Annotated in this window: 19 protein-coding genes and 2 tRNA genes; 3 read left to right on the top strand and 18 right to left on the bottom strand. The window is 64.6% G+C overall.

Features of this window, described 5'->3' with window-relative positions:
* Positions 1 to 6: 6 nt before the first annotated feature.
* On the bottom strand, positions 7 to 1416 hold the full coding sequence (locus ACQVBX_RS10720) for an FAD-binding oxidoreductase (protein ID WP_431634067.1): 1410 nt from the start codon (positions 1414 to 1416) through the stop codon (positions 7 to 9).
* A gap of 122 nt (positions 1417 to 1538) precedes the next feature.
* Between ACQVBX_RS10720 and serA the strand changes: the two genes are divergently transcribed.
* Positions 1539 to 2771 carry a phosphoglycerate dehydrogenase gene (gene serA, locus ACQVBX_RS10725; RefSeq protein ID WP_431634068.1) on the top strand — a complete coding sequence of 411 codons (1233 nt, stop codon included), beginning with the start codon at positions 1539 to 1541 and terminating at the stop codon, positions 2769 to 2771.
* A gap of 146 nt (positions 2772 to 2917) precedes the next feature.
* Here serA and ACQVBX_RS10730 read toward each other — a convergent pair.
* The 9 genes from ACQVBX_RS10730 to thrS all read right to left on the bottom strand — a co-directional run bounded on the left by ACQVBX_RS10730 (position 2918) and on the right by thrS (position 10658).
* A tRNA-Pro gene (locus ACQVBX_RS10730) sits at positions 2918 to 2994 on the bottom strand.
* A gap of 51 nt (positions 2995 to 3045) precedes the next feature.
* The gene (locus ACQVBX_RS10735) at positions 3046 to 3402 is read right to left on the bottom strand and encodes a MerR family transcriptional regulator (protein ID WP_431634069.1); all 357 of its coding nucleotides are present in this window, start codon (positions 3400 to 3402) and stop codon (positions 3046 to 3048) included.
* Entirely contained in the window at positions 3383 to 3682 is a 300-nt protein-coding gene (gene ihfA / locus ACQVBX_RS10740; protein WP_404630581.1) for an integration host factor subunit alpha, read from the bottom strand. Before ihfA ends, ACQVBX_RS10735 begins: the two co-directional genes overlap by 20 nt.
* A 1-nt stretch (position 3683) precedes the next feature.
* The gene (gene pheT, locus ACQVBX_RS10745) at positions 3684 to 6062 is read right to left on the bottom strand and encodes a phenylalanine--tRNA ligase subunit beta (protein ID WP_431634070.1); all 2379 of its coding nucleotides are present in this window, start codon (positions 6060 to 6062) and stop codon (positions 3684 to 3686) included.
* Between the two features lie 21 nt (positions 6063 to 6083).
* A complete protein-coding gene (gene pheS, locus ACQVBX_RS10750; protein WP_431634071.1) occupies positions 6084 to 7079 on the bottom strand; it encodes a phenylalanine--tRNA ligase subunit alpha in 996 nt (331 codons plus the stop codon).
* A gap of 277 nt (positions 7080 to 7356) precedes the next feature.
* Positions 7357 to 7716, bottom strand: a complete 360-nt coding sequence (gene rplT / locus ACQVBX_RS10755) for a 50S ribosomal protein L20 (protein ID WP_017463630.1) — start codon at positions 7714 to 7716, stop codon at positions 7357 to 7359.
* A 15-nt stretch (positions 7717 to 7731) separates the two neighbouring features.
* A complete protein-coding gene (rpmI, locus tag ACQVBX_RS10760) occupies positions 7732 to 7929 on the bottom strand; it encodes a 50S ribosomal protein L35 (protein ID WP_038615747.1) in 198 nt (65 codons plus the stop codon).
* Between the two features lie 257 nt (positions 7930 to 8186).
* The gene (gene infC, locus ACQVBX_RS10765; RefSeq protein ID WP_431638161.1) at positions 8187 to 8726 is read right to left on the bottom strand and encodes a translation initiation factor IF-3; all 540 of its coding nucleotides are present in this window, start codon (positions 8724 to 8726) and stop codon (positions 8187 to 8189) included.
* A gap of 30 nt (positions 8727 to 8756) precedes the next feature.
* Positions 8757 to 10658: a threonine--tRNA ligase gene (thrS, locus tag ACQVBX_RS10770; protein ID WP_431634072.1), complete on the bottom strand. Its 1902-nt coding sequence runs from the start codon at positions 10656 to 10658 to the stop codon at positions 8757 to 8759.
* Between the two features lie 260 nt (positions 10659 to 10918).
* Between thrS and ACQVBX_RS10775 the strand changes: the two genes are divergently transcribed.
* Positions 10919 to 11926 carry an NAD-dependent epimerase gene (locus ACQVBX_RS10775; protein WP_431634073.1) on the top strand — a complete coding sequence of 336 codons (1008 nt, stop codon included), beginning with the start codon at positions 10919 to 10921 and terminating at the stop codon, positions 11924 to 11926.
* A gap of 90 nt (positions 11927 to 12016) precedes the next feature.
* Here the strand turns inward: ACQVBX_RS10775 and ACQVBX_RS10780 are convergent, their stop codons facing one another.
* The 3 genes from ACQVBX_RS10780 to uvrB form a co-directional block, all read right to left on the bottom strand.
* Complete coding sequence (locus tag ACQVBX_RS10780) at positions 12017 to 12466, bottom strand: CopD family protein (protein ID WP_431634075.1); 450 nt, start codon at positions 12464 to 12466, stop codon at positions 12017 to 12019.
* Positions 12467 to 12590: 124 nt separating this feature from the next.
* Positions 12591 to 12665 (bottom strand) — tRNA-Val (locus tag ACQVBX_RS10785).
* 54 nt (positions 12666 to 12719) lie between these two features.
* A complete protein-coding gene (gene uvrB / locus ACQVBX_RS10790; protein WP_431634076.1) occupies positions 12720 to 14753 on the bottom strand; it encodes an excinuclease ABC subunit UvrB in 2034 nt (677 codons plus the stop codon).
* 152 nt (positions 14754 to 14905) lie between these two features.
* Between uvrB and ACQVBX_RS10795 the strand changes: the two genes are divergently transcribed.
* Positions 14906 to 15466 carry a GspH/FimT family pseudopilin gene (locus ACQVBX_RS10795; protein ID WP_431634077.1) on the top strand — a complete coding sequence of 187 codons (561 nt, stop codon included), beginning with the start codon at positions 14906 to 14908 and terminating at the stop codon, positions 15464 to 15466.
* Positions 15467 to 16399: 933 nt separating this feature from the next.
* Here ACQVBX_RS10795 and ACQVBX_RS10800 read toward each other — a convergent pair.
* From ACQVBX_RS10800 to ACQVBX_RS10820, 5 genes are all read right to left on the bottom strand, one after another.
* Complete coding sequence (locus ACQVBX_RS10800) at positions 16400 to 16684, bottom strand: BPSL0761 family protein (protein ID WP_083966167.1); 285 nt, start codon at positions 16682 to 16684, stop codon at positions 16400 to 16402.
* A 206-nt stretch (positions 16685 to 16890) separates the two neighbouring features.
* Entirely contained in the window at positions 16891 to 18837 is a 1947-nt protein-coding gene (locus ACQVBX_RS10805) for a hypothetical protein (RefSeq protein ID WP_431634078.1), read from the bottom strand.
* A 39-nt stretch (positions 18838 to 18876) separates the two neighbouring features.
* Positions 18877 to 20331, bottom strand: coding sequence for a restriction endonuclease subunit S (locus ACQVBX_RS10810; protein WP_431634079.1), 1455 nt, complete (start codon positions 20329 to 20331; stop codon positions 18877 to 18879).
* Positions 20324 to 21862 (bottom strand): N-6 DNA methylase, encoded by a 1539-nt coding sequence (locus ACQVBX_RS10815; RefSeq protein ID WP_431634080.1) that lies wholly within the window; start codon positions 21860 to 21862, stop codon positions 20324 to 20326. Before ACQVBX_RS10815 ends, ACQVBX_RS10810 begins: the two co-directional genes overlap by 8 nt.
* Positions 21859 to 23052 (bottom strand): Fic family protein, encoded by a 1194-nt coding sequence (locus tag ACQVBX_RS10820; protein ID WP_431634081.1) that lies wholly within the window; start codon positions 23050 to 23052, stop codon positions 21859 to 21861. Before ACQVBX_RS10820 ends, ACQVBX_RS10815 begins: the two co-directional genes overlap by 4 nt.
* Positions 23053 to 23094 lie beyond the last annotated feature (42 nt).

Here is a 23094-nt window from a genome sequence, read left to right on the forward strand (position 1 = left end):
CGCGGGTCAGTGGGCGCCATCGGGCGACGGCGGGGCAAAAAGCTTGCCGGGATTGAGAATGCCGTGCGGGTCGAACACCTGCCGCACGCCGCGCATCAGGGCGATTTCCGCCGCACTGCGGGTGCTCTCCAGGTAGGCCCGCTTGACCAGGCCGATGCCGTGCTCGGCCGAGATGCTGCCGCCGAACTGCTGCAGCGTGGCGGCGAGGTGCTTGGTCACGTGCTCGCACTGGGCGATGAACGCCGCGTCGTCCGTGCTCGGCGGGGGCAGCACGTTGATGTGCAGGTTGCCGTCGCCGATATGGCCGAACCACACCACCTCGAACTGCGGGTACTCGCGGGTGAGCAGCGCCTGCATGGCGTGCAGAAAATCCGGCACCGCGCTGATCCGCACGGAGACGTCGTTCTTGTAGGGCCGGCGCGGCGCCACGCTCTCGGTGATGCCCTCGCGCAGGCGCCATAGCGCGGCGGCCTGCGCGTCGCTCTGGGCGATCACGCCGTCGCTGATCCAGCCCTGCTCCACGCCCTCCTCGAAAGCGGTCAGCGCCGCTTCCTGCGCACGCTCGTCCGCCGCATCGAACTCGGTGACCACGTAGAACGGATGATCGCCCTCGATCGCGCGCTGGGCGCCGTGCGCCATCACGTGGCGCAGCGCCACGTCGGTGAAGAACTCGAACGCCTGCAGCGCCAGCCGCGAACGGAACAGCGCGAAAACCTGCATCAGCGCATCCATGTCTGGCAGCGCCAGCAGCATCACCTGCGAGGGCGGCGGCGGGTCGGTGAGCTTCAGCGTCGCCTCGACCACGATGCCCAAAGTGCCTTCGGAGGCGATCATCAACTGGCGCAGGTCGTAGCCGCTGGAGTTCTTGATCAGGCCGCGGTTGAGCTCCAGCACCTCGCCGGTGCCGGTCACCACGGTGAGCCCGGCGATCCATTCGCGCGTGTTGCCGTAACGGATCACGCGGATGCCGCCCGCGTTGGTGGCGATGTTGCCGCCGATCGAGCACGAGCCGCGCGCGGCGAAATCGACCGGGTAGATCAGGCCATGTGCTTTGGCGGCATCCTGTACCGCCTGCAACGGCATGCCGGCCTGCACGGTAAGCGTGCGGTCGACCGCATCGAAGGCAATCACCTGGTTCATCCGCTCAAGGCTCAGCACCAGCTCGCCGTGCGCCGCCACGGCGCCACCGGAAAGACCGGTGCGTCCGCCGGACGGCACGATCGCCACACCGTGTTCGTTCGCCCAGCGCACCACGGCCTGCACTTCGGCGACGCTGGTCGGCAGGGCGATGGCCAGCGGTGCGGGCGCCCAGCGACGGGTCCAGTCGCGGCCGTAGTGCTCCAGGTCGGACGGGTCGGTCAGCAGGCGCAGATCCGGCAGCGCGGCGGCGAGGGAGGCAAGTCGGGCTTGGGTCATGGAGGGATCCTGGCGCGGAGGCCTAGGGTGACATCGCGCCGGAAACCGGTCCAGTGGTGCACTGCCGCATTCCGCCCGCGGCTCTGGCATAGTGATCGCCTGTCCCGCGCCGTTGGATCGACATGAAGACCTCCTACCCCAAGCAAGATATCAAGGTGCTGCTGCTCGAAGGCGTCAGCCAGAGCGCCGTGGAGACGTTCCGCCAGGCCGGCTACACGCAGATCGAGTACCACCAGAAATCGTTGCCCGAGGCCGAGCTCAAGGCGCGCGTGGCCGAGGCGCATATCGTCGGCATCCGCTCGCGCAGCCACCTCACCGCCGACGTGCTGGCCGAGGCCAAGCGGCTGATCGCGGTGGGCTGCCTCTGCATCGGCACCAACCAGGTCGATCTGGTGACGGCGAAGAAGCTCGGCGTGCCGGTGTTCAACGCGCCCTACTCCAACACCCGCAGCGTGGCCGAGCTGGTGCTGGCCGAGGCGATCATGCTGCTGCGCGGAATTCCGCAGAAGAACGCGCTGTGCCACCGCGGTGGCTGGACCAAATCCGCCGCCGGCAGCTACGAGGCGCGCGGCAAGACGCTGGGTATGATCGGCTACGGCCATATCGGCACCCAGGTCGGCGTGCTCGCCGAGGGGCTGGGCATGCAGGTGATCTTCCACGACATCGAGACCAAGCTCTCGCTGGGCAACGCCCGCGCCGCGGCGAGCCTGGACGATCTGCTGGAGCGTTCCGACGTGGTCACCCTGCACGTGCCCGAGACGCCCGCCACGCAGAACATGATCGGCGCCGCGCAGATCGCCAGAATGCGCACCGGCGCGCTGCTGATCAACGCCTCGCGCGGCACCGTGGTCGACATCGATGCACTGGCCAGCGCGCTGCAGCGCGAACATCTCGCCGGCGCGGCGATCGACGTGTTCCCGGCCGAGCCCAAGGGCAACGACGATCCGTTCGTCTCCCCGCTGGTCGGCATGGACAACGTGATCCTCACCCCGCACATCGGCGGCTCCACGCTGGAGGCGCAGGACAATATCGGCATCGAGGTCGCGGCCAAGCTGGTGCGCTACAGCGACAACGGCTCGACCCTGTCGGCGGTGAACTTCCCCGAAGTGTCGCTGCCCGAGCATCCGAACAGCCGCCGCCTGCTGCACATCCACCAGAACGTGCCGGGCGTGCTGTCACGCATCAACGAGCTGTTCTCCGCCGGCAACATCAACATCGACGCCCAGTTCCTGCAGACCGATCCGCAGGTGGGCTACGTGGTGATCGACGTGTCCGCCGACGTGGCCCAGGCCAATGCGCTCAAGGACCGGCTGGCCGCTATCCCCGGCACCCTGCGCACCCGCGTTCTCTACTGACAATGGAGGAGCCCGCTCGCGGGCGATGCCCTTGGCTTTGGCGGGGATCAGAAGCGAAAGCATCGCCCGCGAGCGGGCTCCTACAACGGAGGCGGATGGCGGAAACAGCAACGGCGCCCAGGGGCGCCGTTTCTTCTTGCTTCGATTGGTCGGGGCGGCCGGATTCGAACCGACGACCCTCTGCCCCCCAGGCAGATGCGCTACCAGGCTGCGCTACGCCCCGACGATCAAACAAGTGCGCAAGTCTAGCAGCTTGCGATGCTGCGCCGGAAGCTCAGCGGCGCAGCAGGCTGAGGATTTCTTCCAGCTCCATGCGCACCTGGCGCACGATCTGGTGCGACATGCTCGCTTCCATCCGCGCCTGCGGGCCTTCGAGCCGCGCGCGGGCACCGGTGATGGTGAAACCCTCGTCGTACAGCAGCGAGCGGATCTGGCGGATCATCAGCACGTCGTGGCGCTGGTAGTAGCGGCGATTGCCGCGGCGTTTGACCGGGTTGAGGGCAGGAAATTCCTGCTCCCAGTAGCGCAGTACGTGCGGCTTCACCCCGCACAGCTCGCTGACCTCACCGATGGTGAAGTAGCGCTTGGCCGGGATGGCTGGAAGCTCGGTGTTATTCCCTTGGTCCAGCATAGCTCTCGACCCGCACCTTGAGTTTCTGACCCGGACGGAACGTCACCACCCGGCGGGCGGAGATCGGAATCTCTTCGCCCGTCTTCGGGTTGCGTCCCGGACGCTGGTTCTTCATGCGCAGATCGAAGTTGCCGAAACCCGACAGCTTCACCTGCTCCCCTTTTTCCAACGCCTCGCGGACCACCTCGAAGTAGGCGTCCACGAATTCCTTCGCCTCACGCTTGTTGAGGCCCACCTCGAGGAACAGGCGCTCGGCCATTTCCGCCTTGGTCAGCGCCATCTCAACCTCGCAACCTTGCCTTGCATGCCTTCTCCAACGCAGTGACCGCCTCACGTACGCAACGGTCCGCGTCGTCGTCGGTAAGCGTGCGTGAAGCGTCCTGCAAAATCAAGCCCATAGCGAGGCTTTTTCGGCCTGCTTCGACCCCTTTGCCACTGTAGCGGTCGAACAGTTTGAGCTGACTGAGCACGCCGCCGAGCGTGTCACGGACCACCTGCTCGATCTGTGACCAGCTCACCGCCTCCGGAAGATCCAGGGCGAGGTCGCGGCGCACCGAGGGGAACCGCGGCACCGGCCGCGCCCGCGGCAGGCGGCGGCCGAGCAGGGGCTCCAGCGCCACTTCCAGGACATGGACGTCGGGCCCCAGGTCCAGCGCCTTGGCCAACTGCGGATGCAGCGCGCCGAGGAAGCCCACGGTGATCCCGTCGCGGGCCACGCGCGCGCCACGCCCCGGATGCAGCCAGGCCGGCAGCTGATCGGCATGCACCGACCAGCGCTGCGGCTCGCCGCCCCAGGCGATGATGGCGTCCAGATCGCCCTTGAGATCGAAGAAGTCCAGCGCGCGTGCCGGCTCGCCCCACTGCTCGGCCCGGGCACTGCCGCAGGCTGCGATCGCCAGGCTCGGCGTTTCTACCGGCGGATCGCCGGCGGCAAACACCCTGGCCACCTCGAACAAGCGCACCCGCTCCTGCTGGCGCGCACGGTTGTGACGCAGCGATTCCACCAGCCCCGGCAACAGCGACGGTCGCATCACCGCCAGGTCGGCCGACAGCGGATTGGCCAGCGGTACCAGCGCATCGTTGAAGCTCCAGCGCGCCAGCAAGTCGGCCGGGACGAAGGAAAGATTCACCGCCTCGTGGTAACCGCGCGCCGCCAGTTGCTCGCGCAGGGCCAGGTCGCCGATGCGCGCCTCCGGCTCGGCGGCCAGCGTCAACGCGCCCGCCGGCGTGTGGGTAGGGATGTTGTCGTAGCCGAAGATGCGCGCCACCTCTTCGATGAGGTCTTCCTCGCGCTCGATATCGAAGCGGCTGCTCGGCGCAGTGACGGACCAACCGTCGCTCGTGGACGCCACCTGCATGCCCAGCGCCGTGAAGATGCGCGCCACTTCGGCGTCGTCCACCGTCACGCCGAGCACGCGACGCAGACGCTCGCGGCGCAGAGTCACTGGCGCGGGCATCGGCAGGTCTTCCGGCCGCTCGGCCACCAACACGGGACCGGCCTTGCCGCCCGCGATCGAGAGCAGGAGTTCGGTGGCGCGTTCCAGTGCGCGCTGCGGCAGCGCCGGGTCGACGCCGCGCTCGAAGCGGTGCGAGGCATCCGTGTGCAGGCCCAACTTGCGCGCCTTGCCCATGATCGCCGAGGGCGCGAAGTGCGCGGACTCCAGGAACACGTTGGCGGTGGCGTCGGTGACGCGCGACTCGAAGCCGCCCATCACGCCGGCGACGGCCAGCGCCTTCGCCTCGTCGGCGATCACCACGAAGCCGCCGTCGAGCCTGGCCTCGCTGCCGTCGAGCAGTTTCAGCGTTTCGCCGGCCGCGGCGTGGCGCACCACGATGTCGCCACGCAGCGCATCGTTGTCGAACGCGTGCATCGGCTGCCCCAGCTCGAGCATCACGTAGTTGGTCACGTCGACCACGGCGCTGATCGGACGCAGTCCGGCGCGACGCAGGCGTTCGGCCATCCACAGCGGCGTGCGCGCGGCGGCGTCGATGCCCTCGATGATGCGGCCCAGATAGCGCGGCGCATCCTTGCCGGCTTCCAGCCGGATGCCGCGGCGGGCCGCGCCGGTCACCGCTGCAGACGCCTGCGCAGTAACCTTCACGTGGCTGCCGAACAGCGCCGCGACGTCGTGCGCCAGGCCGACCAGGCCGAGGCAATCCGGGCGGTTCGGGGTGAGCTTGAGCTCGAAGCTGGCGTCGGGCAGGCCGAGGTAGCTCGCCAGCGGCTGGCCCACCGGCGCATCGGCCGGCAGCTCCAGCAGGCCCGAGGCATCGGCGTCGACGCCGAGCTCCTTGGCCGAGCACAGCATGCCGAACGATTCCACGCCACGCAGCTTGGCGGCCTTGATTGCGATGCCGCCGGGCAGCGACGCACCGACCGTGGCCAGCGGCACCTTGATGCCAACGCGGGCGTTCGGTGCGCCGCAGACGATCTGCAGCGGCTCGCCCTGCCCCGCATCGACGCGGCAGACCTGCAGCCGATCGGCTTCCGGATGCTTTTCGGCCGCGATGATCTCGGCCACCACCACACCGTCCAGGCCCTCGCCCAGCACGGTGAGTTCCTCGACTTCCAGGCCCGCCATGGTCAGCGCATGGGCCAGTTGGTCGCGGTCGGCGCGGATCTCGACCAGCTCGCGCAGCCAGTTCTCGGAGAATTTCATGATGGAGTTTTCCTTGCGGCCTTACGCGAACTGCTTGAGGAAGCGCAGATCGTTCTCGAAGAACGCGCGCAGGTCGGAGACGCCGTAGCGCAGCATCGCGAAGCGCTCCACGCCCAGGCCGAAGGCGAAGCCGGTGTAGCGCTCCGGATCGATGCCGCAGTTCCTCAGCACATTCGGATGCACCATGCCGCAGCCAAGCACCTCCAGCCAGCGGCTCTGGCCGTCTTCGGTCTCCCAACGGATGTCCACTTCGGCCGAGGGCTCGGTGAAGGGGAAGTAGCTGGGACGGAAGCGCATCTCGAAGTCGCGCTCGAAGAACGCGCGCACGAACTCGGCCAGCGTGCCCTTGAGGTCGGCGAAGCTGGAGGTCTCGTCGACCAGCAGACCCTCGATCTGGTGGAACATCGGCGAGTGGGTCTGGTCCGAATCGCTGCGGTAGACCTTGCCCGGCGCGATGATGCGGATCGGCGGCTGCCGCCCCTGCATCGAACGCACCTGCACTGGCGAGGTATGCGTGCGCAGCAGGCGCCCGTCGCCGAAATAGAACGTGTCGTGCATGGCGCGCGCCGGATGGTGCGGCGGGAAGTTCAGCGCCTCGAAGTTGTGCCAGTCATCCTCGATCTCCGGACCGTCGGCGCGCTGGTAACCCAGCCGCGCGAAGATCGACGCGATACGTTCCAGCGCGCGGGTGATCGGATGGATGCCGCCGCGCTCGCCGTCGCGCCCTGGCAGGCTGATGTCGATCGTTTCGGAGGCGAGGCGCCGATCCAGCTCGGCCTGCTCCAGCGTCGCCTTGCGCGCAGCCAGCGCGTCGGCAAGCTGCTCCTTGACGCGGTTGACCTCGGCACCGCGCGCCTTGCGCTCGTCCGGCGCCAGCGCGCCGAGCGACTTCAGCGCGGCGGTGACGATGCCGCTCTTGCCGAGCAGGCCGACGCGCAGGGCGTCGAGCGCGTCGAGCGAGGTGGCTGCGGCGATATCCGCCAGGGCCTGGTTTGCGCGACTGTCCAGATCGTCCATCAGTATGTTTCCGCCCTTGTCTTCGGGTTCAATGAACTGCCACATCGCTGCCGTCATTCCCGCGAGGCGCACTTCAACAGCCGAAGGCTGATCAAGCGGGAATCCAATGACCTGGATGGCCCGAGGTCACCATGGATTCCCGCTTTCGCGGGAATGACGACCATGGAGCGTCACGAGGCACCCGAGTTGACGTCACAAAAACGAAAACGGGGAGGAGGCGTTGGCCTCCTCCCCGCTTGCTTTACATCATATCGTCGGCGCGCAAGCGCCCGAACGATCAAGCAGCCAGACTGGCCTTCGCCTTTTCCGCGATCGCGCCAAACGCCTTGATGTCGTGCACGGCGATGTCGGCCAGCACCTTGCGGTCGACCGTGATGCCGGCCTTGGCCAGACCGTTGATCAGGCGGCTATAGGACAGGCCGAACTGACGGGCAGCCGCGTTGATGCGCACGATCCACAGCGCGCGGAACTGGCGCTTGCGCTGCTTGCGGCCGATATAGGCGTACTGACCGGCCTTGATGACGGCCTGATTGGCAACGCGGAACACCTTGCGACGGGCGTTGTAGTAACCCTTGGCGCGCCCAATGATTTTCTTGTGACGACGACGGGCGGTGACGCCACGCTTTACACGAGCCATGGTAGGTCTCCTGCCTTAGAGGTACGGCAACATGCGAGCTACACCCTTGGTGTCGCACGCCTTGACGTGGTTGGTGGCACGGAGACCGCGCTTACGCTTGGTCGACTTCTTGGTCAGGATGTGCGACTTGAACGCGTGGCCTGCCTTGAACTTGCCGGAAGCGGTCTTGCGAAAACGCTTCGCCGCCGCCCGGTTGGTCTTGATCTTGGGCATGGGAATGCTCCATGAGTGGGTCCTGCGACCCGGTTTCTGACTGATTCGGCGGCGCCCTGGGGGCACGCTTTCCGTCCTGCCGACATCGGTTCACGACCCGTCCATGTGGGTCGAACCGGCGATTATACGGGCTTGTGGCCCCTGATACCAGTAGGAGCGCATCCTGTGCGCGAATGCCTTTCGTCACCTGACGGAAAGCGTTCGCGCACAGGGTGCGCTCCTACGGGAAGCCACCAGCGCCCGGAGCGCCGACGTGCTTATTTCTTCTTCGGGCCGATCATCATGACCATCTGCCGGCCTTCCAACCGCGGGAAGGACTCGACCTGGCCATTCTCGCCGACGTCTTCCTGGATCTTTTTGGCCAGGTTCTGGCCCAGGTCCTGGTGCGACATCTCGCGGCCGCGGAAGCGGATGGTGACCTTGACCTTGTCACCCTCTTCGAGGAAGCGAAGCATGTTTCGCAGCTTGATCTGGTAGTCGCCCACGTCGGTGACCGGGCGGAACTTCACTTCCTTGATCTCGACCTGCTTCTGCTTCTTCTTGGCGGCCGAAGCCTTCTTCTGGGCCTCGAACTTGAACTTGCCGTAATCCATGATGCGGCAGACCGGTGGGTCGCCGTTGGGCTGGATCTCGACCAGGTCGAGGCCGAATTCCTCGGCAGCACGCAGCGCCTCGTCACGCGTGAGGATGCCCATCTGCTCGGAATCCGGACCGATGACGCGAACCCGCGGAACGCGGATTTCAAGGTTGCGGCGGTTGCCCTTAGTGTCGGTGGTAGCGATACCACTATCCTCCAGAAGAAGTGTCAGTGGACCGGAACGGGCGCCTCAGCGCCCCATCTCGGCCTGCAAGTGTTCGACGAAGGCGGCCAGCGGCATGCTGCCCAGATCCTCGCCCGAACGGGTACGCACAGAAACGGCGCCGGCTTCCTTTTCGCGATCACCCACGACAAGCAAGTACGGCACCTTCTGCAAGGTGTGTTCGCGGATTTTATAGCCGACCTTTTCGTTGCGCAAATCGGCCTCGACCCGGAAACCTTTGTCGACAAGGGCTTGCGTCACCTCGCGGACGTAATCGGCCTGGGCGTCGGTGATCGAGAACACCGCCGCCTGCACCGGCGCCAGCCAGGTCGGCAGCAGGCCGGCGTGGTGCTCGATCAGGATGCCGATGAAGCGCTCCATCGAGCCGACGATGGCCCGATGCAGCATCACCGGGTGCCGGCGCTGGCTGTGCTCGTCGACGTACTCGGCGCCCAGGCGCTCGGGCATCATGAAGTCCACCTGCATGGTGCCGACCTGCCAGGCGCGGCCGATCGAGTCCTTCATGTGGTACTCGATCTTCGGGCCGTAGAAGGCGCCCTCACCCGGCAGTTCCTCCCACTCGACCCCGGCGGCACGCAGCGCGGCGCGCAGGGCGTCTTCGGCCTCGTCCCACACCGCGTCCGAGCCGATCCGTTTCTCGGGGCGCAGGGCGATCTTCAAAGCGATGTTGTCGAACCCGAAGTCGGCATAGACCTTCATCGCCTGCTGGTGGAAAGCGGTCACTTCCGGCTCGATCTGCTCGGGCGTGCAGAAGATGTGGCCGTCGTCCTGGGTGAACGCGCGCACGCGCATGATGCCGTGCAGCGCACCCGAGGGTTCGTTGCGATGGCAGCCACCGAACTCGCCGTAGCGGATCGGCAGGTCGCGGTAGCTGTGCAGCGAGTGGTTGAAGATCTGCACGTGCCCGGGACAGTTCATCGGCTTCAGCGCGTAGGTGTGTTTCTCCGACTCGGTGAAGAACATGTTCTCGGCGTAGTTGTCCCAGTGGCCGGACTTCTTCCACAGCGACACGTCCAGCACCTGCGGGCAACGCACCTCCTGGTAACCCGAGGAGCGGTACACGCCGCGCATGTACTGCTCCACCTGCTGCCAGATCGCCCAGCCCTTGGGGTGCCAGAACACCATGCCCGGGCCTTCCTCCTGCTGGTGGAACAGGTCCAGCGCCTTGCCGATCTTGCGGTGGTCGCGCTTCTCGGCCTCCTCCAGCTGGTGCAGGTAGGCCTTCAGGTCCTTGTCGTTGAGCCAGGCGGTGCCGTAGATGCGGCTGAGCATCGCGTTGTTGGAATCGCCGCGCCAATAGGCGCCGGCCACTTTCATCAGCTTGAACGCGCGCAGCTTACCGGTGTTGGGCACATGCGGGCCGCGGCACAGGTCGGTGAACTCGCCTTGCGAGTACAGCGACAGCTCCTCGTTCGAGGGGATCGACTCGATGATCTGCGCCTTGTACTCCTCGCCCAGGCCGCGGAAGAACGCAATCGCCTCGTCGCGCGACTTCACGCTGCGCGTCACCGCCAGTTGCTCGTCGACGATCTTGTGCATCTCCGCCTCGATCTTCGGCAGGTCCTCCGGCGTGAAGGGACGCTCGTAGGCGAAGTCGTAGTAGAAGCCGTTCTCGATCACCGGGCCGATCGTCACCTGCGCACCGGGGAACAGGCGCTGCACGGCCTGGCCCATCAGGTGGGCGGTGGAGTGGCGCAGGATCTCCAGCGCCTCCGGGCTCTTGTCGGTGACGATCTGCAGGCCGGCGTCGCGGTCGATGGTGAAGCCGGCATCCACCAGCTTGTCGTCGACCTTGCCGGCCAGGGTGGCCTTGGCCAGACCGGCGCCGATGGAGGCGGCCACGTCCTGCACGGTCACGGGGTGCTCGAACGGCCGCTTGCTGCCGTCGGGAAGGGTGATCTCGATCATGGGAAGCTCTCGCTAAAAAGCAGAAAAGGGCGCGCGGCCCTTTTCGTCGAAGACTAAGGTGCGCAGGGTGTCAGCAGGATGCGTTGGTAGTGGACATGTCGCACGCTCGACCGGCGCCTGGCGCGGGTCACCTTGCCTGAAAAGAAAAACGGAAATCCGGACCGCTAGTCTAACCCGGAAAGCACCCGCCATCGCCAGCGCGCAAGGCCTGCCCCACCGCGGGCGGTAGAATGCGCCGACCACAACAGGAACCTTGCGGTATGCGCATTCTTGTCACCGGCACGGCCGGCTTCGTCGGCGCCGCCCTGGCGCAACGCCTGCTCGCCCGAGGCGACGAAGTCTGGGGCCTGGACAACCACAACGACTACTACGACCCGGCCCTGAAAGAGGCGCGGCTGGCCCGTTTCGCCGATCATCCCGGCTACACCCACCAGCGCGCCGACCTGGCCGACGCTGCCGCGGTAAACGAGGCGTTCGCCCGCTTCCGACCCGAGCGGGTGGTGAACCTGGCCGCGCAGGCCGGGGTGCGCTACTCGCTGCAGAACCCGCAGGCGTACATCCAGAGCAATCTGGTCGGCTTCGGCCACATCCTTGAAGCCTGCCGCCATAGCGGCGTGCAGCACCTGGTGTACGCCTCGTCCAGCTCGGTCTACGGCGCCAACCGCAAGCTGCCGTTCGCGGTGGAAGACGCCGTCGACCATCCGGTCAGCCTGTACGCGGCGACCAAGAAGGCCAACGAGCTGATGGCGCACACCTACAGCCACCTCTACGGCCTGCCGACCACCGGCCTGCGCTTCTTCACCGTCTACGGCCCGTGGGGCCGGCCGGACATGTCGCCGATGCTGTTTGCCGACCGCATCAGCCGCGGCGAGCCGATCGACGTGTTCAATTTCGGCAATCACAGCCGTGATTTCACCTACATCGACGACATTGTCGAGGGCGTGATCCGCACGCTCGATCATCCGGCGCAGCCGGATCCGGCGTATGACGCGCAGCGTCCCAACCCCGGCACCTCCAACGCGCCCTACCGCGTCTACAACATCGGCAACGACCAGCCAGTCCAGCTGCTGCGCTTCATCGAGCTGATGGAGCAGGCGCTGGGGCACACGGTCGAGAAGCGCCTGCTGCCGATGCAGCCAGGCGACGTGCCCGACACCTGGGCCGATGTCTCCGCACTGCGTCGTGATGTCGGCTATGCACCGAGCACTTCCATCGAAGAGGGTGTGGCGAGGTTCGCGGCCTGGTACCGCGAGTACGCCGGCCGCTGACCGCCATTAGGAGCGCACCCTCTGCGCGAAGCTTCTGACCGGCGACGGCGCAAGAGCATTCGCGCACAGGGTGCGCTCTTACCGGGCGACCTAGAACGGCTTGGCGATCACCAGATAGATCACCGCCAGCAGCAGCAGCACCGGCGGTTCGTTGAACCAACGCAGCGCCCGCGACGTCGGCAGCGGGCCGCCCTTCTCGCTGCGCTTGAGCAGTCGGCCGGACCAGATGAAGTAGGCCAGCAGCACCGCCACCAGGGTCAGCTTGGCGTCGATCCAGTGCATGCCCGCCGCCACGTTGGGCAACTGCTGCGGGAATACCCGCCAGCCCTGCCAGAGCGCCAGCCCGAACACGAAGGCGATGCCGAACATGTTGTGGCCGAACTTGTACAGCCGCCGCCCCATCAGATGCAGCCGCGCCCGCACCGCCGCATCGTCACCGGCCTCAGCCAGGTTCACCAGGATCCGCGGCAGGTAAAACACCGTCGCCATCCAGGCGATCACGAACAGCAGGTGCAGGGACTTGATCCACAGGTAGGTCATCGCATCGGCTCCGGGATACGTCGGTAACGGGCAAACAAAAACGGCGCCGTCCTCGCGGGCGGCGCCGTTTTGCTGGATCTTGCTGCATCGACGAGGCCGGTGGAACCAGCCGCCGTCGGCATCTTGGTGGGCGGTACAAGGATCGAACTTGTGACCCCTACCATGTCAAGGTAGTGCTCTACCGCTGAGCTAACCGCCCAAGAGCCGCGAAGTATAGCCAAAGCTGCAAAACGCGCGCAACTGCAACGCGCAGCTAGCGCAGGGCCTGCTCGCGCAGCTGGCCGATCTGGTCGCGGACGCGCGCGGCCTCCTCGAACTCCAGGTTCTGCGCGTGCTTGTACATCTGCGCCTCGAGCTTCTTGATCGCGGCGGAAAGCTGCTGGGGGTTGAGCGATTCGTAGCCGGCGGCGGGCTCGGCCACGGCCTTCTCGCGCTCGCGCCCCGCGCCGCGCTTGCCGCGCCCCTTGCCGGCCGGCGCCTCGCTGCGGGCGCCTTCCATGATGTCGGCGATGCGTCGCACCACCGTCTGCGGCGTGATGCCGTGCGCTTCGTTGTAGGCGATCTGCTTTTCGCGACGACGCGCCGTCTCGTCCATCGCCGCCTGCATCGAGCGGGTGACTTCGTCGGCGTAGAGGATCGCGCGGCCACGCACGTTGCGGGCCGCGCGGCCGATGGTCTGGATCAGCGAGCCGGTGGAGCGCAGGAAGCCTTCCTTGTCCGCATCCAGCACCGCCACCAGCGAGACCTCGGGCATGTCCAAACCCTCGCGCAGCAGGTTGATGCCCACCAGGACGTCGAACTCGCCCAGGCGCAGATCACGAATGATCTCGCTGCGCTCGACCGTCTCAATGTCCGAGTGCAGGTAGCGCACCTTGATGTCGTGCTCGGCCAGGTATTCGGTGAGGTTTTCGGCCATGCGCTTGGTCAGCGTGGTAACCAGGGTGCGGTCGCCCATCGCGATCTGCTTGCGCACCTCGCCGAGCAGGTCGTCGACCTGGGTCCGCACCGGGCGCACTTCGACCTCCGGATCGACCAAGCCGGTCGGGCGCACCACCAGCTCGACCACCGCGTCGCCGGACTTCTGCAGCTCGTAGTCGCGCGGCGTGGCCGACACGTAGATCGCTCGCGGCACGCGCTGCTCCCACTCCTCGAAACGCAGCGGGCGATTGTCCATCGCCGAGGGCAGACGGAAACCGAACTCCACCAGCGTCTCCTTGCGCGAGCGGTCGCCCTTGTACATGGCGCCCAGCTGCGGAACGGTGACGTGCGACTCGTCTATCACCAGCAGGCCGTCGGCCGGCAGATAGTCGAACAGCGTGGGCGGCGGCTCGCCCGGCAGGCGGCGGGTCAGGTGGCGCGAGTAGTTCTCGATGCCCTGGCAGTAGCCGACCTCGGCCATCATCTCGATGTCGAAGCGGGTGCGCTGATCCAGCCGCTGCGCCTCGAGCAGCTTGTTGTTGGCGTAGAGCTGATCCAGCCGCTCCTTCAGCTCGACCTTCACCGTCTCGATGGCATTGAGCACGCTCTCGCGGGTGGAGGCGTAATGCGTGCGCGGATAGACCGTGTAGCGCGGCACTTTGCGGATGACCTCGCCGGTCAGCGGATCGAACAGCGCCAGGTTCTCCACCTCGCCGTCGAACAGCTCGATGCGCAGCGCCTCGGTTTCCGACTCGGCCGGGAACACGTCGATGATCTCGCCGCGCACGCGGTAGGTGCCGCGGCGCAGCTCCATCTCGTTGCGGCTGTACTGCAGCTCGGTGAGCTGGCGGATCAGCTGGCGCTGCTCGATCCGCTCGCCGCGGGCGAGGATCAGCCGCAGCGAGAGGTAATCCTCCGGATTGCCCAGGCCGTAGATCGCCGACACGGTGGCCACGATGATCGAGTCGCGCCGCGAAAGCAGCGCCTTGGTCGCGGCCAGCCGCATCTGCTCGATGTGCTCGTTGATCGAAGCATCCTTCTCGATGAAGGTGTCCGACGCCACCACGTAGGCTTCAGGCTGGTAGTAGTCGTAGTAGCTGACGAAGTACTCCACCGCGTTGTGCGGGAAGAACTCCTTGAATTCGCCGTACAGCTGCGCCGCCAGCGTCTTGTTCGGCGCCATCACGATGGTCGGCCGCTGCACCCGCTGAATCACGTTGGCGATCGTGTAGGTCTTGCCCGACCCGGTCACGCCCAGCAGGGTCTGCGCCGCCAAGCCAGCTTCAAAGCCCTCGCTCAGGCGCTCGATCGCCTGCGGCTGATCGCCGGAGGGCTGATAGGGGGAAACGAGCTCGAAACGTTCAGTCATGTCGGTCGAGATGCGGGCGTGGACCCGCATTTTAAATTGCCCCTCCTGACAGAGCCTGTCAGCAGCCTCCGACGGCCGCCGGCCGCATCGAGCGGCAGGCCTGCCCGCGCCACGACGCCTAGCATCGCCATGAGCCACGCAGGAGCGCAGGCATGCCTTATCGGAACGGACGCCGCGGCCATACCGGCCAATCCGGCATCACTCTCATCGAACAGATCATGGTGCTGGCTATCCTGGCCGTGCTGGTGAGCATTGCGGCGCCGTCGCTGGGCGGCCTGGTCTCGCGCAACCGGTTGCAATCCACACAAATGGATTACATCGCCGGGCTGCAGCATGCGCGCGAAGCCGCTGTCATGCATGGTGTGCCGGTCGTGTTCTGTCCCAGCAGCGACGGCGAACAATGCCAGGCGAGCTCCACCTGGGACCAGGGCTGGCTGATTGGCGAGGACCGCGATGGCGACTATCAACCGGACCACCAGCCCCTGTACACGGGCGCATCAAGCGATACCCGCCTGCACGTTCGCAGCAGCCCGGGGCGCTACCGCGTGCGCTTTCACCCGGACGGCAGCGCCGCCGGGAGCAACCTAACCCTCACCATGTGCCTGGAGGGACAGAGCGAGCGTGGCTTGAGCGTGGTGGTATCCAATGCCGGACGCATCCGCGGTGACCGGCCCTCGAAGACGCAGACCTCCGCCTGCGCCAAGGACGGATGACCCGGGCCACGGTCGAAGACGGACACAAAAAAGCCGGCGCAAGGCCGGCTTTTTTGCTGAAGATGGCGCCCGAAGTTGGACTCGAACCAACGACCCCCTGATTAACAGTCAAGTGAATTTTGCAACATAAACAATAGTTTAGATGGCATAGATTTACACAAAACAGCCTCTTCGCCACCAGCGAATCAAGAAGTTATAGCGACGTTTTACACGCAACCTGGCAGCCCCAGTGGGCCTGCTCGCGCCAACGCGACAGCATAGGCGTGTAAAGCGAGGCGGCGACGTCCTGCACCTGGACGCCTGGGAGCCTGCTGAGGCACGCGGCGGTGGCCTTGGATTGCTCCCTGTAGCGCGTGGTCGTTCTTGGGCCTGGCTTGGGATGGGGCACTCCTGAAAAGTTAGATCAGGTTGTCCACCAAATCGTAGGAGCTATCGCGTCCGCTTGGATGAACTGCTAGGGGCGACTGTGATCGTCTTGCCGAAGCCAAACATACGACGAGTCTTAGCCTTGCGCTCAGCTACTTCTTCCGCTGTTACAAGACGCACCTTGGGCTTTCCTGTGATTGGTTTTGGGGTTAGAAGCGCTTGAGGGCGGGTTTTACTGGTGCCCTTTGCCTTACGCGCACCCTTGCCTGGCGAGAGGTCAAGAATTCGCAATGCGTCCCGGTTGACGGGCTTTGCCTTGAAGAATGCAAGCCGTGCGAGCGGCGAACCTCCGTTTTTTCCTGCTCGTTTAGCCACGACTACTCCTTCCTCTGATGGCGACTAACTATTAAATTTACTGACGCGCTCGTCCGCCTGATCGGCATTTTGACTGCAGTTTGCTCGACCAACTTGGGCCGAAGCCTGCCAACCCAAGCGCCAAAAATTCATCCCAAAGCGCAGCAGCCTGTGGGAGGAGATATTTCATGGCGGAAGCCTATGCGACACGACTCATTCCTCCTCCGGCCACGTGAGACGCGTGGATCCAAGCAACAAGCCCAGCGGATAGTCCTTGGCCCAAGCCGCGACATCGCCGGGAGATTCGAGCTCCAAATCCAACCTACAGGAAGGCGAATGCGAGGCCGCGAGCGATACATGGTGAGCCGTTGGGAAGTGCCGTGCGATAGCAACAGCTTTACGCCGAACAGAGAGGGGCAAGCTCGTATCTTGAGCCAACTCGATCAAGAACCCACCAGCCTGGATCAGCGACCGGGTCCTTTCGTTCGGTGTAGTCACTATTTCCCTCCAAAGTTACAGAAAACCCCTAATTTTGATTTAGCGCCGCAGATTCCACGAAATTTGAGGAGCGGTGGTGTCGACGCCCCACCGCCTTGAGTAACGGTACGGTTTAAAGTCCGGGGTCACTTTGACCTTCCCTGCATCCCGCGGAGAACGGGGCGCAGCTGCAGATTGGTCAGCATCGATCGCGGTCTATCAAATCGTCATGCTGCCAGTGCCTGGACAACCTCATCACCACGCATCTCCAGCACCAGAGCCACCGGCTGTGCGTTCTCCTGCAACAGGCGGCCAAGTTGTCCGAAGGTCGCATGCCCATGGCTTTCGATAGCCGGAGCACGATCCATATCCCACAGGCGCAGACGCTCCTGATTGGCCTGAATTTCCGCCTGGGTGTCTGTCAGCGCCTTAAGCTGCGCTCCACGTGCGGACACCGTTGCGGAAAACTGCCGGAGCAAACCATCGGGCCCCGGCAGCACTTGTGTCAGTCGATCGAGTGTCTGCTGGCGCCGCTCGACCAGCATCTGCTCACCCGGATAGCAACACACCAGTCGACAAGCGACGTAGCGCGCTGCCAGACAAAGGTTCCACTGCTGAGCCAGCTCCTCAAAGTCGCTCTGGCGGCTCTTCAGCATCTTCGTCAGATCATTGGTGCTGAAGGTGCCTGGATTCTTGAGGGTCTGCACGTCTGCGATAGCTGTCTTCAAATCCGTGTGGATGTGATCCTGGATCGCAGACAAAGCACGCTCGCTGGCCTCCAGCTCGTCGCGTACGGAGGACGACAGCGTTCCGGCCAAGACTACCGGTGCGACCTGCTGCAGATACGTCAACGTGCCGTTGATCCCCGCCTTGCGCTCGTTGCGCTGGAATGCCTCGATCCGCGCGACCCCCTCCTGGATCTCGCTGAGCTTGCGACTGATGTCCGCCAGATGCTTCTGCGCCACTACGACAGAGGCAAGCTGGAAGATGGCCGCACCGCTCACGAGATGCTTCAGGCGGTCGTCTTCGAAGAAGCGCCCATGCTCAGTGATTTTGTTATTCGGTCCCAGGACGAAACCCCGTAGACCATTTCCGTCCGCAGTAGGCGCCAGTGGACCATTCACCACCACTTTCAAATAGCGGTTCGCAGCCACCTCGCCGCCGATCATGGCCGTGGGAACAAGCTGCAGCAGCGGTGCCAGTCGATCGACTCCCGTCGAACCGAGATCGATCGGGTGCATTGGCTGCGAGAGATCCAGCGAGGTGAGCGCGGTGGCGCTGAGCGCCGGCAAACCATCCGCATCCGCGATCATGATGTCCGCGCCTTCGTGGCTGACTGCCAGTGGTTGCCGCTGCGGCGGTGCATCCGACTTGACGGCGGCTTGCGATCGAAGATCGAAGCCACAGTCACCACAGAATCGCGCATCTTTAGCTATAGCAACGCCGCACTGCGGGCAATCCGGCAGCTCCGCAGCGGCCCGCATTTGGCGTAGAGAAGCCACGTGCAGCACACAAGGGATGGTCACGCGGTACGCAGCGTCGGCGGCGCTGGTGGTGGCTGCCGCGATAGCCGCCTTGGGAAGGCTGGCCAAAGCGCTGCCAAAAAGAGACTTTTTGACTGTCCCGACTACATCAAACGGTGTGTAGGCGCGCCGCGCGAGGCGCCTAGCAATGGCTGAAGATACGCGCCCGCCCGCCAACACTGCTGCCTGCAGGTCAGGGAGGTCGCCCGAACGTCCACTCGCGGGCTTCAACTCCGCGAGATATTCGTCCCGGCCAGCCTTGTCCAGTTCCGGCCACACACGGGCCAGCCGCGCCGCCACCACGGCGAGTTCCTGTCGCTCCAAAGACATCTCGGAGTAACCGGGCACTTCGAAATGCTTCAGCGCATCCTGCACGATCTCTGCATAAGAGACGCCTGACCGACGCACCAGATTGACCACGGTGTTACCGCCAAACTGCTGTATCTCGCGGATGAGCAGCTTCAAGGTCAACGGGCTGTATATACCCCGCGCCTTGGCCTCCAGCAGCAGTTCCTTGATGGCCGCCGGAAGCGTCACACGTCCTTGTCCCGCATCCGTGAGATGGTCGACCAGCGGAGCCAGCTCAGTGGCCGGAACTCTGGACAAAAGGTCCAGCAGCGCGGTGTCGCCCTTGATATCGATCGTGTCCATACGTACCCCCTGTGAGCGTTCCGGATAATGCGACGTTTTCTAGGTGGAGGAAATGGGTTTACGCCCGCGCCTGGGTTTCGGTGCCGCGACGCGCTGGGCGCGGATACGCTCCAGAAGCATGCTGGCCGGTTCGTCGTTCGGGTCCTGCGGCACCAACTCGCCGCGAAAGGCTTTGGCGAGGATGCTTTGGGTCAGCGTGTCGATGCGCTGTTTGGCGATGGCAACCTTGGCTTCCAGTTGGTCGGCGAAGGCGAAGAGCTGTTCGACGCGGCGGACGATTTCGTCTTGCTCGTCTCTCGATGGAAGAGGTATTTGCAGAGCTCGGACGTCGCCGATGTTTATTCCGCGAACGGCTACGCCGCGGGTTGCCGCACGCATGCGGCGCTGGGTCGATTCGGCAAGAAGTGCCCAGTAGATGTAAGGCGTGGAAACAGCCGGGGAGATCGACAGCCTCGCCGTATCCTGCGTGATGTTCGCCCCTTCGAGTTCGGCTGGGATCTTGATCAAGCGCCCCACGCTTCCGCGAATGGATAGCAGTAGATCTCCGGCACGTAGTCTGGCCCTCTTGAACAACGCGTCAATTTCCTCACTGGTTTTTTTTATGCCTTCCAGCCTCAACTTGTTGCCGGGAAAATCGGCAACGCGGATGTAAGGAACCCCATGCTCCAGCTCCGGACCGGGCTTCAGAATGCCGTATGTGATGGGCCACCCTGGCTCACAAATGTCCCGCAAGACAGCTACATCCCACTGCGGCGGCATGTCATCGAGCGAAAGATCATGGGCTTCGTCGGACGGATCAGAGGCGTTGCCACGCGAATGACCGCCGGCCTTCTCATGCAGTCCGCGAAGCAGGTCGTGCAGTTTCTTCCCGTCGCTCGCGTCGCCATGGGTGTTCCGCCAGTCTTCTGACAAGGATCCGGCGATCGCGGCAGCAAGGATCGATTGGCGGAAGCGCTTGAGCAGGGCCGGGATGGCGTCGATGCGGGCCTTGAGGGTGTCGACCTGGGCCAGTAGCGCATCCAGCTTCTGTGCGATGCGCTTTTGCTCTGCACGCGGCGGAATTCGCAGCGGAATTCTGCGCATGTTTGCTTGAGTCAGTTTGAGTCTTGTCCCACCGTTGACGTAGTCCCGGTAATCGAACTGGTTCAAGAAATAGCAAAGGATTCGGTTATCTAGCACTTCGAATATGCCGCGTAACACGTGAGCATGATTGTTTACCCATGTCTTACCTCTAAGCATGTATGCCTTGTGCTTATCTCCTTCGAAAAATGGGACGCCGTCTTCGCCCAAGGCGACGAGCTCTTCGTCGAAGAGAAAGCTGTCAATCATGCCAACCTGCCCGGTCGCACCGTAGTAAGGAAAGAGCTCTTCAGCGCCCTTGCCTTTGACTCTTTGGGCTCTTTCTTCGCTATTGATGGGCTGTCGCTGTGCGTCAAGGATGTCAACGCAGTCCTCAAGCGGGGCTTCAACCCATCCAGCCGGCAACTCACTCACCGTCCACCTCGCCGCTGGTCACTTCCATCCCCATCACTTCGGCCAGCAGTCGCTTTTGTTCCAGCGCCTCGTCGCCGGCGCTCAGCGCCTGCATCAGCGCATCCAGTTCACGAAACGCCTCACTGAGTTCGGCCATGGCTTCGGCAGCTAGCACCTCCGGTGCGGGCAGGCTGTCGGCATCGACGCTGTCGGCGTCCTTGAGCCAGCTGATATCCAGCGAATCGCCGCGCTCGGTGATCTGCGCGCGGGTGAAACAACGAAAGCGCCCCTCCTCCCCTTCGTCGCTGCGAGGACTCAGTCCGTTGGGGTCGTCCCCATAGGCGTCCTCGAACGGCTTGAGGTGCTCGGGCCCGAACGGCGTGCGCTTGCCGAAGCTGGGCATGTTGCTGCGCAGGTCGTAGATCCACACCGCTTGCGTGCAGCCGGTGTCCTGGCGCGGGTTGTCACGGCCACCCTTCTGGAAAAACAGCACGTTGGTCTTGACACCCTGGGCGTAGAAGATGCCGGTGGGCAGGCGCAGGATGGTGTGCAGATTGCACTTGTCCATCAGGTCGCGGCGCACATCGGTACCCACGCCGGCCTCAAACAGCACGTTGTCGGGCAGCACCACGGCGGCCCGGCCGCCGGGCTTCAGGCCGCGGTAGATGTGTTGCAGAAAGGCCAGCTGCTTGTTGCTGGTGTAAAAGGTGAGGTCATCACGCGTCGGACCACCACCGCCCTTAGCGGTACCGAAGGGCGGATTGGACAGCATGATGTTGACCGGCTTGAGGCTGGCACCGGGATTGCCCAGGCTGTTGCCCAACTGCACTACGCCTTCACCCTCTCCCTCGATGCCGTGGAGCAGGCAGTTCATCAGCGCCAGCCGGCGCGTGCTAGGCACCAGCTCCATGCCGACGTAGGCCTTGCGGCGCTGAAAGCGACGGGCCTTGTCGTCGAGGGCATAGAGATCGTCGGTGTGCTGTTTGATGTAGTTATCGGCGGCGATCAGAAAGCCCGCCGTACCGGCGGCCGGGTCCTGGATGGTTTCGCTGGGCTGCGGCTGGATGCAGCGGATGATGGCGTCGATCAATGCACGTGGCGTGAAGTACTGGCCCGCGCCCGACTTGGTCTCGTTCGCATTTTTCTGCAGCAAGCCTTCGTAGAGGTCACCCAGACCGTCCTCGCGTGCACTGAACCAGTCCAGCCCGTCCAGCGCCTTCACCAGAGTCTCCAGGTGCCGTGGCTCCTTGAGCCGGGTCTGCGCATCGGCATAGATGGCCGCGATCATCGGGTCGTGGCTGAGGCTGAGATCCAGCAGCATCTGGCGATAGTGGGTGAGCAGGTTGAGGCCGGACAGGCTGGTGAGATCGGGCCAGCGGCAGCCGTCAGGCAGCTTGTGCTCGAAGCCGGTGTTGTTCTGCACCTGCTCGTATTCCATCTTGACGAACAGCAGCAGCACCAGCTCGGTGACGTAGTCGCTGTAGTTGATGCCGTCGTCGCGCAGTACGTCGCAGAGATTCCACAGCTTCTGGACGATGTCGTTCTGGGTCATGACTTACTCGTAGCGGAAGGTTTGGCCGGCGGCAGAGCGGTGCCGGCCAGCGAATGATGGGGGTGGCTCTTGATCTGGTAACGGGTACTGCGGCCTCCCCCGGGAAGACGCTCGATACAGCCCTTCTCCAGCAGATCGGCCAGATGGCGCGTGGCGGTGGCCTTGGAGACCTTGGCCACGGCCTGGTATTTGGCGGCACTGATGCCCTGCTCGAAGCCGCGTTCGCCACCATCGAGCAAGCGGTTGAGTACCTTGATCTGCTCAGGCAGTAGGCCGTAATGCTGATGCTGCTGCCAGAAGCGCGCCTTGGCCAGCACACGGTCGATACGCTGGAGTGCCTCCTGCAAGCTGCTTAGCAAGGTGGTGAGAAACCAGTGCAGCCAGGCCGTGATGTCCAACCCGGCCTTCTGACTGGATTCCAGGATGCGGTAGTAGCCGGCCCGATCGGCCAGGATGCTCGCCGACATCGCATGAAAGCGGATGACCTGGTGCTCGGCCTGGGCCAGGGCCAGATCGGTGATCGCACGGGTCAAGCGGCCGTTCCCATCGTCGAATGGATGCAGCGTGACAAACCAGAAGTGGGCCATGCCGGCGCGCAGCAGCGGATCGAGCGCCGTGTCATGGCGGCTGCGATTGAACCAGTCGAGGAAGGCGTCGAGCTGCGCCTCCAGGCCTTCGCGGGGTGGTGCCTGGAAGTGGACGGTGGGGCGGTCGATACGCCCGGAGACGACCTGCATGGGTTCGTCGCCGCGCAGGCCGCCCACACGAATGGGATGCTTGAGCAACGTGTCCTGCTGGGGGAATAGCCACACGTGCCATTCCAGCAGGCGCGGCAAGTCCAAAGCCGCGTCGTAGTGCTGGATGGCATCGAGCATCAGCTCGGCCAGCCCTTCGCTCCGCGGCGTGGTACCCACGCCCTCGTCCGCCACCACGCCAAGTCGGCGAGCCAGCGACGAACGCACCGAAGCCACATTGAGAGTCTCGCCCTCGATCGCCGACGAGGTGATGATGTTCTGCAGCAGGGTGTCCAGCTCGCCCTGCGCCTGCGCGTCCCCGGCAATAGCCCCCGCCATGCCCAGCAGGCGTCCCTGTGCCTGCTGGCAGGCTCGCAGCAGCGGCGCCAGCGTATCGGCCTGCCAATGAAACTGCGGCCAGTCCGGTTGCTGCCAGATCCAGCGGGGGTTATCCAAGCGCCGTGCTCCGAGGTGTGAGCCGATTAAATTCACTATTCG

It is taken from the genome of Dyella thailandensis (genome assembly GCF_050749815.1).
Lineage (GTDB): Bacteria > Pseudomonadota > Gammaproteobacteria > Xanthomonadales > Rhodanobacteraceae > Dyella_A.